Genomic DNA, 16,112 nt, shown 5'->3' on the forward strand with positions numbered 1-16,112 from the left:
CCTTCGGCGATGGATTGGGCCGCTGACGAATACTCGCTGGCAGAGGTCGATATAACGACACCAAAGGATCTCCCGGATTGGCCGCGGACGGAGACCGACGAAGCGGTCGGGTTCCGGGGCTCGCCGGCAGCGCCGACACCGGCGGCCGGCCCGGGATGGTCGCCGTCGGGCGGGCAGAAGCCGGACTGGGAAAAGGAAGTGAAAGCGGCCGTCCGATACTTGGCGCACGCTGGAACCGCTGCCGAGGCGGCGTTTGGCAGGTGGGCGCGCGAGGTGTTCGAATTCGATCCCGCGAAGGTCGATCTCAGGTCGAACTACGCCTTCAACGAGTCGGTGTTGAACACCTACCGGGAAGAGTTGGGGAAGAAAGGCATCACCACTCCGACTGGATTGCGCGGATGGTTGGGCCGCCAAATGGCCGAGGAACTCGCCCTGGGCGGATCGTCGAGGTTCAGGGAGCTTCTTCCGTATCCGTATCCGGATCCGGAGAATATGTCCGAGCAGCGACGAGATGCCCTGCACCGGATCTGGCTCGACAAGATCGCAAACGCCCGATCTGCGGATTTGGAAGTCGCGCCTGTGGCTCTCCATCTCCTGGCCAAGGGGTTGGACCAGCCGATGCGGATCCACCATCCGTTCGGCGACCCGTACGACGACATCGGCCCGTCGTCCGATGACGGTGCCATCCCACACTCGGTCGTGTGGTGGAACGATGGTTACATCATCCTTAAACCTCGTGACCCAAACGATGCCGACATCGCCGCCCGCATCGCCAGTGGCTACCAGCGGAATTCGATATCCGACCCCGAACAGCAGCGACGGGACAGACTTTTCAACGAGGCGCTCGGTCTGCTGAAAACCGAAATCGCCACGGCGGAAGAGAATTTTACCAAGCGCCACCGGTCCCTCCTGAAATACGTATTTGACCGCGAGCTCGCGGCCATTGGCCAACGCCCCACCTCCCCTCGCCGTCAAGCCGAAGAACTTGCAGCACACCGTCGGTACCTCAACGCCCTCGGCAACGGCGGCGACTGGGAAGGTGACTACCGATGGAAACTCAATGACCCGTTCACCCTCCGTATCCCCGCCTACCTTCACGCCGGCAGAGGCGCGTACTCGGGATTGCGCACCTGGTTGGGCGGCAAGGTCGTGGAACTCACTCGTGGTGACCACATGATCCTCCCCGGCGATATGGTCGATATCGACTTCGGGTCGGTCGACGGGGTGGGTGTCGGTATTGTCAAAATCCCGTACATGGCCAACGGCGCCAAAAAGTTTGCCTACCTAGAGATCGACCGCAAATTTACTGACAGCGAGCTGGCCGAACTGAGAGACAAGGCACCCGGCCAGGCGTGGCAACTCGACGAGCCGCTGGTCGGCCTCTTCTATCACATCGCGGCGGGCTTAACGCCCAAGACGGGCCAATTGAGCCGCAGCTTCGGCAAGGGTTCCGAAGGCGAAAAGCTCCAGAGAGCCCATATCCCAGCCGTCAAAGTGGCCGACGGAAGTCCGTTTGTCATCCCTGAGAACATGAAGGAGGTTATTCTCCGACTCGGGTATGGCCCGGATGGTCAACCCGTCGCGTTCGTGGTAATGCCGGCAGAGAAGGGCGGGGTCGGACAGGATTTGTATCTGCAACTGCTCAATCCTGCCCCCACCATCGACGACATCGAGTGGCTGCGCAAAGCGTCGCTGTGGGAACGCGAGAATTGGTGGAGCATTTCCCGGGTGAGATATTTCGATGACGAAATGGACTCGCAAAGGCGACTGCCCAATCCTCTGCGTCTTACTATCGGTAAAAAATCGGCAAAGACGTTAGATGGGCGGGAGGTGAATCTCGCCCCTGGGACGCCGATCACCTTGGGAGTAGGGGAGCGGCTCCGGCCGGTCGGAAAAGATGTCGTCAACGGCTTTGTCGATAGCGTCAAAGAGGTTGTCGTCGTGGTCAAGGCGCCGTTGGTCCCAAGACGGGACGCGCCGGCGTCCGAACCCGAATACGCCTTCCGGCTCTTCAGCACGGGCAAGACGGATTACGATGCTTTCATAAAGCAGCTCGAAGACCGGCAGATGAGGCTCGAAGACCGGCAGATGAGGCTCGGCGAGCGCAAAAGGGGAGCCGAGTCGGCAACTGGGCGGGCCGCGCAGCGTCCGCGCATCGAGGATGGGCCGGGCGCCCGGGGTGGGTCGTCTTCGGGGTGGGGAGTGGGTGAGCAGCCGCCTGCCGAGGAGGTCGTGGGCGGCGGTTGGCAGGTGTCGTATCGCAGTCCAAGGGATCTGACGCCAGCGCTTGACCTGGGGGCGGCGCCGCCGGGGATCACTGCACCGGTCGACTCCCCGGACCTGCCGGCAGGGTTGGATCTGCCAGCGCCGTTCGACCTGGGCTCGCCGCCGGAGAACCCCGCGCTGGTCGAGTCTCTGGTCGAACAGGATGATCCGGTAGGCGGCCGGGTCGAACAGCTGGACCCGCTGTCGGAGGTGGGCGGGCCGGCGGGAACTCGGCGGGCCCCGAAGCGTCCGCGCATCGGGGGTGGGTCGTCGTTGCCCGCAGGGGCGGGCGGGGCGGTCCCGGGTTCGAGCGAAACCATGATGGCCGGTGGTTTCGGCGGTGTCGCGCCGGACTTGCGGGAGGTGCCCGGCCAGACGTGGGAATTCGACCCCCCATCGTTCGCCGAGTCCTACCACATCACGGCGTCCCTGGATCCCAAGTCGAATTCTGGGCAGTTGGACGTAGGGTTCGCCGGCCGTCCGGCCTTCATTTCACCGACCATGGTGGTCGACGGAAGGTCGTTTTTCTTTCCTGCGGACATCGAGAGGGTTCGTGTCGAGCTCGGGTATGACATCTTTGGTCGACCCGCCGCAGTCGTGGAGCTACCGGCCGAAAATAGCCCTACCGGACGGGCGCTGTACCTGAAACTGGAGCCCGCCCCCACCGCAGGCGACATCGAGCAGCTGCGCGGGAAAAAGGCGCTGTGGAAACCGGATGATCAGTGGGATCTTTCCGACCCAGTAACGTTCGAAGACACAATGCAGTCGACCAAACGGATACCCTACCTGCCCCGACCCCTGAACCTCAGGTTTGGTTCGGAGAACATGACGTTCGGTGGGGGGGAGGTGAATGTCACCGTTGGGACGGATGTCACCGTTGGGACGGATGTCACCTTCCGGGTAGGGAAGTGGTCGCGGCGGGTCGGATCGGAATTCGTTACCGGCGTTTTCGTCGTGGTCAAGGCGCCGTTGGTCGACGGAACCGGACACGCCTACCAAATCTTCGACACGGGCAAGACGATCAATGAGTTCGCGGCGTTCATCGAAGATCTCCGAGACCGGCAGGAGAGGCGCAATATGCGCATCCTGCGAGCCGAGTGGGCACCTGAGCCGACCGGGCAGCGTCCGGGCGCCGGGGATGAGTCGGGTTCCGAGGATGGGTCGTTGCCTGGTGGTGCGGCGGCGTTTGTGTGGGGTCGTGTGGGGGGTGGTTCGTTCTCGGGTGGTGGGGAGGGTGTGTTGCCGTCGGGGTGGGCGGCGGGTGTGGAGCCGTCTGTGGAGGTGGCGAAGGGCGGTGGTTGGCGTGTGTCGTATCGGAGTTCGGCAAGTTTGCCTGCTTGGGACGAGATGACGCATGTGTTTACTGATCGGTTTACGTGGCTGGGTAAGGAGCCGTTGCGGTTGGTGCCGACGCCGGGGGAGGTTCGTCCTTTCCGGGTGGAGCATGCGGGGAAGGATGCGGGGGAGCGGGTCTTCGTCGATTATTGGTCGCATCGTGAGTCGGGGACGGTGGTGTTCCGTCTGCGTTTGGAGCCTGATGCGGATGTGACGAAGGATGCGATTCTGCGCACGTTGGGTGCTGTTGAGCAGTGGGTGGTGGAGACCAACCGGGCTGTGGGGGTTGGGGGTGGGCCGCGGGTCGAGGTGGTGTTCGATCCGGTGCCCCACAGGGATGTCCGGACGCGGGTGCGGCTCAGCCGTAAAGGTAGTGCTCTGCAGGAGAGCGAGGATGTGTGGGTCAGTGCTGATGGGTCGGCGGGTCGGGTCACGCAGGGCCGTTGGTTTGAGGGTCTTCCTCCTGGCTGGTATGGGCATGAGCTCAAGCATTACGCTGGGATTCCGCACCCTGATTCGCCCAATGCTTTCCTGAAAAGGACCGGGCCGGTCGGTGATGCTCGTCTCCACGAGCCTGGGTTCACGGACTGGGAGATCCGCGAGTTTCTGGCGGTGGAGGAGTCGTTTGTGGCTCCCACGTTGGCGCGGCCGGTTGGGTCGTCCGGGTCAGAGTCATCCGGGTCAGAGTCGTCCGGGTCAGAGTCGTCCGGGTCAGAGTCGTCCGGGTCGGAGTCTGAGTCATTGGACCTGTCGCCCGGTTCGTTGCCTGGCCGGCCGGCGGCGATGGAATGGGGCCCGGCCGGCTCTGACGCAGACGGGCAGCCGTCCGATCCAGCGGAAACTGACCCGTTTGGTGTTGACCCGGATATTTCTGCCCTGTGGGATAACCCGCCGGGGGAGGCAGACTTTTTCGATATGAGGACACCGGAGCCCGGCTCGGGGTGGTTGCCGCCGGGCTGGCAATCGGAAATGATCGAACAGTTGTCAGCCGTTGCGGCCGCTGACGAGGCGGCATTCCGGCAGTGGGCGGACGAGGTGTTCCACATCGATCCTGCGCTGCTCGGCCAGGGAAGGTCGCCGCACCTCGCCTTCTACAAGTCGGTGTTGAACGCCTACCCGGAACTGCTGGCGCAGGAGGGCGTCACCGACCTGCGTGGAGCGCGCGCGTGGGCGACCCGCCGACTGGCCGTCGACCTCGCCAGGGGTGATGAGTCGAAGTTCAGAGAGCTTCTGCCGTATCCGGAGAGCGTATCCCCGCAGCGCCGAAAGGCCCTGCACCGGCTCTGGCTCGGCAAGGTCGGGCACGCCTACGCCGACGGTCACGACATCTCGCATGTGATTCCCCATATCTTCGCCGGGGAGTTGGGCACGCCGATGCGGGTCCACCATCCATTCGGTGCCCCGTACGACATCGGCCCGCCGCCGGTTGCCGGTGTCACCCGGCAACCAGTCGTCTGGTTGAACGGCGCCTACATCATCGTCCAACCTCGTGACCCACACGATGACCGCATCGCCGCCCGCATCGCTGAGGGCTTCTCGCGGCCATCGGTGACCGACCAGGCCCAACAGGCCACCTTTGAGGAGGCACTCCGTCAGCTGCGGGAGGAAATCGACGAGGCGGAATCGAATCTGAATCCGACCGACATCTACGGGCTCATCCAGCAAGACACATTCCACCGCAAGCTTGCGCTCATCCGTCAACACCCCATCTCCCCCCGCAGTCAGGTCCAGGAACTCGCAGAAAACCTCCGATACCTCCGCAGGCTCTACCTCCGCAGCCACAACGTAGACGGCGGCTGGAAAGACCAGAACTCATGGCAACTCGAGGACCCAATCACCATCAGCTTCACCGCTTCCATCCTCAGCGGTGACTACCGACCAAGTTTGGTGGCCAGGCTGGGCGGCAACCCGGAACGTCTCTCCGTTGTAGACGACGTGGCCATCGCGGGCGATGTGGTCAATATGAGTCTCGGGAAGCTCAACGGAGTAGGCGTCGGTGTCGTCAAAATCCGGTACACCGTGGACGGCAGAACCGAACGCGCTATCTACCGAAAGGTCCCCCGCGAGTTCACTGACGACGAGCTGCGCGCCCTGAGGAAAAAGGTGCCCGGCCGGGAGTGGGAACTCGAAGACCGATGGTTCTCCGAGGACTTTTACCACATGGAGTTCCGTGTGGACAAAAAAAGGAGGCTGACCCGTTCCTTCGGACATGGTAAATTCACTATCCCGAATAACAAGATGGTCGACGGAAGTCCGTTCACCTTTCCGGCCGACCTGAAGGAGGTCATTCTCCGGCTCGGGTATGGCATGGATGATCAACCCTTCGGCGTCGTGATTATCCCGGCCGACAAGAACATGACCGGACGGACTCTGTACCTGGAAATGGACCCTGCCCCCACCGCGGACGACATCAAGGGGATGCGCAGTTATGCGCTGTGGGAACGAGATGGCCGTCGTTGGTTCCTTTTCAATGAAATATCTGCCAGTTCCGAAATGTGGTCGCGCAAAGTGTTGCCCGGCCTGAACATGAGAATCAATGGTTCGACCAAGACGTTCGATGGGAAGGAGGTGGATCTCTCTCAGGGCACGGAGGTCAAACTGCGGGTAGGATGGATGGAGACGTCCGGACCGGATGCCGGCGCAGGGGTTCTCTCCGAAAACCTTTTCGCCGTGGTCGGGGCGCCGTTGGTCCCAAGACCGGATTCGCCGGCGCCCGAACCCGAATACGTCTACCGGCTCATCGAAACAACCGTGCAAGGCAAAGAGGAATTCGATGCTCTCGCCGAAACGCTCAAGCATCGAGAGGAGCTGGCGCTGAGGCGGCGGGGTCTGCAGCCCGCACCAGACCCCCAGCCCTCGGAGCCAGCCCCCGATGCGCTGTCCGACCTGCCAGCGACGATGGAATGGTCCGGCCCGGCCGTTGACTTCTCGTTGCCGCTGGAGGGCTCCGTGCCGGTCGGGCCCTCGGACCTGCAGGGAGGCGTCACCTCCGCCGGCTTGGTCGACGTGGCCTCGGGTGGACTGCTGTCCGGTCCTGCGGGAGATTACGACCTGTCGGGAGATTACGATCTGTCCGGTTTTGACCCGGGGATTCTTGACGCGGGGGAGGGGTCGAATTCGGGGGCGGGGGCGTATCTGTCGACGTCGGCGCTTGGTTCGGGGTTGTCGCTGGAGGGCTCCGCACCGGTCGCGTCGGGCCCGCTGGCAGGGGTGTCATGGGTGGGCGGGGCGGACCCGGGGCCGAGTGGGGCGATGACGGCCGGTGGGTCCGGTGGTGTCGCGCCGGACTTGCAGCGGAGCGTGGACGCGGCGATCACCCAGTTGTCGGCCGGGGTAACCCGTGACCGGGCGACAGAATTCGAGCAGTGGGCGGACAAGGTCTTCAACATCGATTCTGCGCTGTTCCGCGGGGGGACGCACCTCGCCTTCTACAGGTCGGTGTTGAACACCTACCCGCAGCTGTTGGCGCAGTGGGGCGTCACGAGCGTGGATGGACTGCGCGCATGGGTGGTCCGTCAACTGGCCGACGACCTTGCCCGGGGTGAAGAGTCGACGTTTAGAAAGATTCTTCCGTATCCGGGGGACGTGTCCGAGCAGCGGCGGAAAGCCCTGGAACGGATCTGGCTCAGCACGATCGGAAACAACCAAACCTTGGATCGCGACGTCGCGCTTGTGCCTCTCCATGTGCTGGCCAAGGAGTTGGACCAGCCGATGCGGGTCCACCATCCGTTCGGGGCCCCGTACGACATCGGCCCGCCGTTGGTTCCCGGTGTCACCCCGCAACAGGTCCTTCGGTCGAAGGGCGCCTACGTCCTCGCCCAACCTCGTGACCCACACGATGACCGCATCGCCGCGGGCTTCTCCCGGCCCGACCCTGGCGAGCAGCGCCAACAGGCTGGGGTGTTTGAGGAGACACGTAGTCTGCTGCGAGCGGCAATCGCCAAGGCGGAGAAGAATCCCGACAACACCTACTCGCGCATCCGGCGAGACTCATTCCACCGCAACCTCGCGGCCATCCGTCAACCCCCCATCTCCCCCCGCAACCAGGTCCAGGAACTCGCCGAACAACTCCAATACCTCCGCGACCTCAACAACCAAGGCAGCGGCTGGAAAGACCAGCTCCCAGGGAACCTCGAAGACCCATTCACCATCCGCGTCCCCACCACCTCCGCGCGGCATGACATGGGCAGCGACATAAGGGAGCTAACCCGTCCGGACCCAGCGCTGCGCATCAAAGTGAGCGGCAAGGACATAGTTCTCGGACATCTCAGTGGACTCGTCGTCGTGGGTGATGTTGTCAATATCATTTTCGGGAAGGTCGGCGAAAAGGGCGTCGGGTTTATCGAAATCCCGTACACTGCGGACAGCGGCGCTGGAAGCATCATCTACCAACCGATCAACCGCGAGTTCACTGACCGCGAGCTGGCCAATCTGAAGCAAAAGGTGCGTGTGGCTTGGGAATTCTACCCCCCATGGATCTTCAGCGCTTCCTATAACATCACGACGCGTCTGTTGCAACCCCGGAGAGAATTGGGCATACGCCTCGGCGGGGAGGGCGGGGCAGGTCGGGTCCATGCCACCGCCCGTCAGGTCCGTATCCCACAGGTCGAGGTGGCCGACGGAAGAAGGTTTGTCTTTCCTGCGGACATAAGGGAGGTCCGCCTCGAACTCGCGTATGACATCTTTGGTCGACCCATCGCGGTCGTGATACTCGAAGAGAACCCTATCAAGCAAACCCTGTACCTGGAGTTGGTCAAGCCCGCCCCCACCGTGCCCGATATCGGTCGGCTGCTGCAGACCGGAAACGTGCTGTGGGAGCGAGAGGATCGGTGGCATCTTTACGACGCAATATCTATCGAAGACATAATGTTGGCGGATGGCCGAATGCCTAACCCCCTGCGTCTTAGGCTGGGCAATTCGGTCGACGTGATGGGTGGCGGGAAGGTGAATCTCGATAAGGGAACGCCGATTATCCTGAAGGTAGGGCAATTGCCGCGGCCGGTCGGATTGGATGTCGCCATCGACATTTTCGCCGTGGTCAAGGCGCCGTTGGTCCCAAGAGCGGATTCAGCCACCGAAGAGGGGGAACCACCCGATGTTGCGAGGCCCCGGTCGTCGGGGCCATCGCCGACCGCACCGCCGGTGCCCGAACCCGAATACGCCTTCCGGCTCGTGCTCGTGGGTCAGGACAAAGGCATCGGCGAGTTCGAGGCTATTAAAGCCCAGATCCAGGCGCGGCAGGAGCGCAAAAAGCGAGCCGAGACGGGAACTGGGCGGGCCCCGAAACGTCGGCGCACCCAGGGTGGGTTGCCTGGCAGCCCGGCCGCGTTTGTGTGGGGTCCTGGGAAGGGCTCGTTCTCGGCTGGTGTGGGCATGGGGGCCGTGTCGTCTTCGGGGTGGGCGGCGGGTGTGGAGCCGTCTGTGGAGGTGGCGAAGGGCGGTGGTTGGCGTGTGTCGTATCGGAGTTCGGCAAGTTTGCCTGCTTGGGACGAGATGACGCATGTGTTTACTGATCGGTTCACCTGGCTGGGTAAGGAGCCGTTGCGGTTGGTGCCGACGCCGGGGGAGGTTCGTCCTTTCCGGGTGGAGCATGCGGGGAAGGATGCGGGGGAGCGGGTCTTCGTCGATTATTGGTCGCATCGTGAGTCGGGGACGGTGGTGTTCCGTCTGCGTTTGGAGCCTGATGCGGATGTGACGAAGGATGCGATTCTGCGCACGTTGGGTGCTGTTGAGCAGTGGGTGGTGGAGACCAACCGGGCTGTGGGGGTTGGGGGTGGGCCGCGGGTCGAGGTGGTGTTCGATCCGGTGCCCCACAGGGATGTCCAGACGCGGGTGCGGCTCAGCCGTAAAGGTAGTGCCCTGCAGGAGAGCGAGGATGTGTGGGTCAGTGCTGATGGGTCGGCGGGTCGGGTCACGCAGGGCCGTTGGTTTGAGGGTCTTCCTCCTGGCTGGTATGGGCATGAGCTCAAGCATTACGCTGGGATTCCGCACCCTGATTCGCCCAATGCTTTCCTGAAGAGGACCGGGCCGGTCGGTGATGCTCGTCTCCACGAGCCTGGGTTCACGGACTGGGAGATCCGCGAGTTTCTGGCGGTGGAGGAGTCGTTTGTGGCTCCCACGTTGGCGCGGCCGGTTGGGTCGTCCGGGGCGGAGTCGTCCGGGTCAGAGTCAGAGTCTGAGTCAGAGTCTTTGGACCTGTCGCCCGGTTCGTTGCCTGGTCGGCCGGCGGCGATGGAATGGGGCCCCCAAGCCGGCTCCGTGGATGGCCCGGTCGACGCCGTGGATCTGGCCGGTGTGGACGGGGGTAGCGGCCCCGCGTCACCCGCGACGGGCAGCAGCATTGACGGCAAGGGCGGCGACGTGGAGGCGACGCCGGTCGGGAACCCGCCGGAGGTCGAACGGCTGACCCGGGAACTGGCCAGCATCCGGGACACGACCGCTGCCGTCGAGAGTGACCTCGCCGCAGCGCGGAGCGAGCTGTCCACCGCTCGGGAGGCCCTGGCGCGCCAGGTCGACGCCCGCGCGGCCGTGCCACCGGCGCGCGTGACGCAGACCCCGACCAGCGCCGATGAGACCCCGACCAGCGGCGATGAGACGCCTGCCAGCGGTAATGCCGCGCAAGTGGTGGAGCGTGCGGCGTGGGAGCGGCTCACCAGGGCCCAGGACCGGGTTGCTGAGCTGGAACGGCAGCGCGGGACAGTGGAACGGCGCGGGCACCAGTTGCTGGAGCGGGCCGTGCGGGTGGCTGACCGGAGGCGACAGGCGCTGGAGCAGGACGCCGCCACCCGGGAGGCGGACTGGCGGACGGCGGTACAGCAGTGGACGGACGGCCTGCAGGCGTTGCAGGCCGGCGGGGCAGCGGCGGCGGACCGCGCGACGGAGCGGATCCGGCAGCGGGACGCGGCGCGGGAGGCTGCCGAGCAGCTCGCGGCCCAGCGGGCCGGCGAGCGGGAGGTGGCCCGGCAGGAGTCAGCCACCCGGGCGGCGCAGCGTCTGGTGGCGAGTCAGGAGGCCCGCGAGCGGGCGGCGGCACGCGAACAGGCCCGGAGAGACGAGCAGGAGCGGTGGGACACGTGGCAGGGCGTACAGCGGGCGCTGGCGGTCCGGAACGCGGTACGCGATGTCGCGCAGGCGGAGGCTGACCGGCAGGAGCAACGGCGCCAGGAGCAGGAGGCGCGGGCCGCGGCGGATGAGGCGCAGCGACGGCTGGCGGATCAGGACCCCGGGCAGGAGCACCTGGCTGCGGAGCGGGAGCAGCAACGGCGCGCGGCCGCTGCGGCAGCGCAATGGCGCACCCGGGAGCGCGAGCTGGCCGCGGAGGCGGCGAAGATCCGGCAGGACGAGCAGCGCGCCGACGACCAGTTGGCCGAGCAGGCGCAGCGGCGGTGGGAGGAGGGCCGGCGGGAAGCCGAACTGGCGGAGGCCGATCGGGTACGGGCGGACGAGGACGCGCGGCGGCAGGAGGACGAGCGGCAGCGGGCCGACCTGCGGGCGGTCGAGGATGAACGTGAGCGGGTCGAGGCGGAGCGGCGGGACGCCGACAACGCGGAGCGGCAGGCGGAGACGTGGCGTCAGGCCGAGCTGGCGGACGCGGTCGACGCGGCGGCGCGTACGGCGGAACGGACCCGGTTGGAGCGGAACGTCGCACGCTCCCAGGGGCGCGCCCGGAATGCGGCGTCCGATGCGCGTACGGTCTGGGAGCGTGCGGTCGAGGAGCGGGATCAGGCCAACGCCACTGGGGCGGCGGCCAAGGGGAAGGGCAGGGAGCCCGAGCCGGCAACGCCGTGGTACTTCGCCGACGGTGCCCTCGGTGAGCTGAGCGTCTCGGCGGTGCGGCACCTGACGCCGCAGCAGGTGACGGAGACCGTTGCACAGTTGATGGACGACCTGCCGTCAGGGTGGCCCACCGGGGGAGCCGACGACATCGAGATGGGCACGACCGACCGGCTGGACCTGGGCACCGCCACGCAGGAGGCGGCCATCCGCGCGCGGGTGTCGGCGGCGCTGCACACGCTGCTGACGGCACCGGACCAGCGGGACTCCCGTGCCGTCGAGGAACACCGTGACCGCTGGGAGCAGGCGCTGTTCACTGGAGAGACGCTCAGTGCGGGCGGTCGGCTGGTGTGGATCCGTCCCGTGCCGCACGATCCGCGACCGGCGCCCGCCGGGAATGCCGGGGGCCCGCGGGTGTTCGGAGTCTCCTTCGGTTCGACCAAGGTCGGCAACGACACGTCCGTGTCCAGCGGGCGTAAGTCCGACGGTGGGCTGGAGGAAAGCTTCGACATCTCGACCGGGCGCGCGTCCAGGTTGATCGCGGGACTCCCCACGGTGTCGATCAAGGGCGATCGCCAACACGCGATGTCCCAGGAGACCCGGGTCATCTGGGGCCGGAAGATGTTCGTGACCGCGTCGACGTCGTTCACCAGTGGGGTGTCGTTCCAGGTCTTCGTGAACGGCGTCGAGTGGGGACGGCCGTCAATGCCGGCCGAGACCGGCCTCCTCGACATCTCCCTGCCGACCCTGTACGCCAACGGCAGTGCTGCGCCGAACCGGGCAGCTCAGCTCGCGCCGTCGCCACCCGAGCCGCCGGCGCGGTCGACGCCGCAGGCCCGCGACGTGCTCAACGCGATCGACCTGACCCCACTCGTGACCGGCTGGCACCAGGTATTGGCGGCCGCCATGCCGGCCGACACCGCGGCTGGCGTCGCCGCGAAGGTCACCCGCCAACTGCTCAACGAGCGGACGACCCGCAACCGTAGTCGGTGGATGCTGTCGAACGGGGACATGACGGACACGATCGACGAGCGGCTCACGGTCGGCAGGTTCCGCGGCTACGTCGCCACGAGGGCGGTCATGCGGGAGTTGCAGCTGGTGGAGATCACCGAGGGCGTCACGGTACGGGACGACCTCGGGGTGATCGCGACCTCCGGGGAGGAGGTGTCGGGTACGAGCGGCACCGGCCTCGCGGCGGACGCGGCACTTCTCGGACTGACCCACGCGGCGACCGACCCGAGTGGCCGGGAGGAGGCCGCCGACAAGACGACCGGTGCCCTCTCGTTCGGCTTCGGCGGCGAGTCCGAACGCGAGTCCGCGCTGGAGGTGGGCGGCAAGGTCCTGAACCACATGGTGCTGAACCGCAAGGAAGACCAGGCTCGTTACCGGGTGGTGTTCGACGTCACGTTGACCACGTATGGCGATTCCTCGGTGGTACCGGTGACCCGGCAGGTGGCCGGGGAGCTGGGCGTGCCGTTGAGCGAGGCGCAGCAGTTCGAGCGCAGCGTCTTCGGGGCGGTCTTCACCCCTGAATTCGGTGGGCCGGGCACCGGACGACCGCGGGCGCTGATCACGCGGGCCGTCGCGGCCCCCCCACCGGCTCCGGCATCGGCAGGCGACATCGGCAACTGGTTGTCGCCGCCGCTGCCCTGGGCGCCGCAGGCGCGGCATTCCTACGTGCCCCCCGCCGGCCCGGCCCCCCGGGAGCCGCTGGCGCTGGCCATGCGGCGCGGCCAGGGTCTGGGGATCGCGGCGAACATGCCCGGGGCAGAACAGGTCGCCGACCTGGTGCAGTCGGTGCTGCGACAGAAGTCGGGGCGCGTTGATATCGGCGCCGTGGCGCGCCGCACCATTCTGGCGAAGGTGGGTCGGGCCGCGATGGAGGCCGATCCGACGCGGACGCAGGCCGGAAAGAAGTTCACCGTGCGGGTCGGCCGCGAGCGGTACCAGGTCATGGTGACCGAGCACCGGAGGGAACTGCTGGACAGTCCGGAATACCCGATGACGGTCAATGCCCGCGCGTTGACCGGAGCCACCACGTCGGGTTCCCGGTCGACCGAGGGCAGCCTCAGCGGCCGGTTGGGTGGCCGGGTGTCGAATCCGGCGGGCAGCAGCGAGCAGTCCGACCAGAACGAGCAGGCGCCGGAGAGCGGGACGGAACACCAGGGGAGGGTGTTCTTCCCGCGGCTCGGCGTCACGGCGGAGCACGCACGAGCAAACGAGCACGAGCTCAGCCAGGTGGTACAGGAGTACCGCCGGACCGAGACCGACGGACACGTCGTCGACCATCGCTACCGCACGGTGTTCGAGGTCATGATCCGCGAGCAGACAGACAGCGGCTGGGGACCCCGCGAGACCTGGTTGATCGGTGCTGGAAGCGGCGGCGAGGTGGCGACCCACATCGCGGTACCGGTCGAGCATGTGCCGCGTGATCCGCGCACCGGCGAGGAGCGGGCCATTACGCAGGCGCAGCTCGACGGCGCGGGCGTGACCCGCTCGAACCCGCGACCCGAGGCCGCATGGGCACCGGCTGACCAACCGCCGCACCTGCCGTTGGACGTCCAGGGCAGCGCCGGGTTGTATGCGGCCTTCCGGCACGTACCCGAGCTGCCGGCCACCGCGGCGCGGCTGTACCAGCAGTTGAACGGCCTCTCCGACGAGTGGTTCAGCGAGCCGATGAACTGGCCCGACGCGATCTTCGATCTCGGCGCCAGCACGGAACTGGCCGGTGGGTTCCCGGAGGCGGTCGAGGAGCACGGGTGGGAGCTGCAACTGCCCGGCCACGACGGGTACCAGCAGGTCATCCGGATCCGGGAGCGGTTCTTCGCGGCGGGTCTGGCATACCAGTACAGCAGCGACGGCATCGACAGCGCGAACGGTGTCGAACTCGAGCAGTACCGGCAATCGGCGATCAGTCACGCCGCCGGGACGAGCAACGAGCTCAGCTTCGGCGGCAAGGCCGGTGTCGGGGGCCAGTATCTCAACCACGCAACGACCGCGAAGAAGGGCGACTCGGACAGCGGCGATTCGGACAGCGGCGACTCGGACAAGGCCCACGAGCGCGGCCGTTTCGGCGGCGGCCTCTACGTCGAGGGTGGGGTTTCGTTCGGCGGCTCGGACGGCAAGGACTACGGCGCCATCGACATCACCCGGGCCACCTACAACGACGTCGTCCACGCCTATCACGGCCGGGCGGTCTTCGAGGTCACCGCCCTGCGCACCAAGGACGGCGAGACCACGGCCACCGCTCCCGTCTATCTGGACGTCGACGACGCGGTGGATCTCCTGGCGACCGATCGTGCGGCCGAGGATCTGGGGCTGGACCGTCCCCGGACACCGACGCCGGACTCGGCGTCATCGCGCGAGATCATCGACCCTGAGCTGTTGCCCGCCGTGGGGCACCCCGAGCGGTTGCGGGCCAACGCCGTGCTGGACACGATCCTGCAACGGTTGCGGCAGCGTGGCCTGTTCGCCTCCGGCGAGGGTATCCCCGACCACCTGCGGCGCGCGCTGATGAAGCGGTTCTCCTCCCGCAACCTGGAGCCGCAGTACCTTCCGTTGTCTGGCCAGGGCGTGTACGGCTGGTTCCCGGTGCCCACGCCTTACCACACCACGCAATACCTGTGGGTGCGAGTCAGCGCCACCCCGTCTGCCGCGCCGTCCAGCGACCGCCCGCGAGAGCAGGTCAGCCTCACCCTGCGTGGCGAGACGCACGACGCCCAGTCCAACACGGACACCTCCGGATGGTCGTGGGGTGGGGAGGTCACCTTCTCCGGCCGTGGCGCCTGGAACGATCAGGGCAGAGTCCTCGGCGGGCATACTGACTACGGGCAGGAGAGCTCGGAGTCCAGTGAACGCGGCATGCAGTCCGAGTCCAAGGACATCTTCCGGACCGGACCCAAGAAGTCGCACGAGTTCGAGTACCCGTTGGACTTCACCATCGAGATGACGCTGACCACGGAACTGCCCCAAGCGGTCACGTTCATGCTTGATTCAGCGCGCAACGTGCTGTTCGGTGGCGCCTGGCTCGCCGGCCTCTGGCAGCCGCACCTGGAACGGTCGGTCCGCGACCTCTGGCACAACCTCCCCGGAATCGGCTGGCAGGAGCAGATTCAGGTCACTGGGGACGTCCGGCTCATCGTGCCGCGATACCTGACCCGGCCGACGGCCGAACAGCCGGGGAGCTGGCAGGGGCTGGCTCCGGCTCCGGCCCCGACCCTGACCGGCGCCGGCCGGCCGGTACCTCGATGGGTGGAGTCCGGCCCCACCCCGCCTCGGTTGAACAACGACCTGATCAATGACCGCAACGTCCATCCGTGGCGGCTGAACCGGGTGGCCCGGGAATTCGAGCGCTGGGCGGCGCTGACCACCCAACCGCCGCGGCTGCGTCAGGGCCTGGACCTGAGCACCGACGGCGCCTGGAAAGTACCTGGCGTGCACGATGGCAGCGATTTCGACCGCTTGATGGCGCACCACGCGTCCGAGATGATGCTGCGACCTCGCCTCGAGCCGCTGCTCGAACACCGCTACCAGGTTCCGGGCACCGGCATCACTCTCGGGCTGAACATCCGGCGGGCGGAGATCTATGTCGACAAGGACGGCCGCCCGCTGGCCTTCGAGCAGAAGGCCCGGCGGTACCAGCAGAACGAGTCGGGCCCGATCAACAAGGGCGACTCGTCCTCCGGCTGGGAGTTCTCGTTCGGCCCGCAGGGTGGCGCTCCCACCGGCAGCATCAAGAA

Annotated in this window: 1 protein-coding gene; it reads left to right on the forward strand. The window is 66.4% G+C overall.

Annotated features, from left to right (window positions below):
* Positions 1 to 16,112 (forward strand): hypothetical protein (locus FXF52_RS42135; RefSeq protein ID WP_370518075.1); only part of this gene is annotated, 16,112 nt, incomplete at both ends.

The sequence above is a fragment of the Micromonospora sp. MP36 genome (genome assembly GCF_008119785.1).
Lineage (GTDB): Bacteria > Actinomycetota > Actinomycetes > Mycobacteriales > Micromonosporaceae > Micromonospora.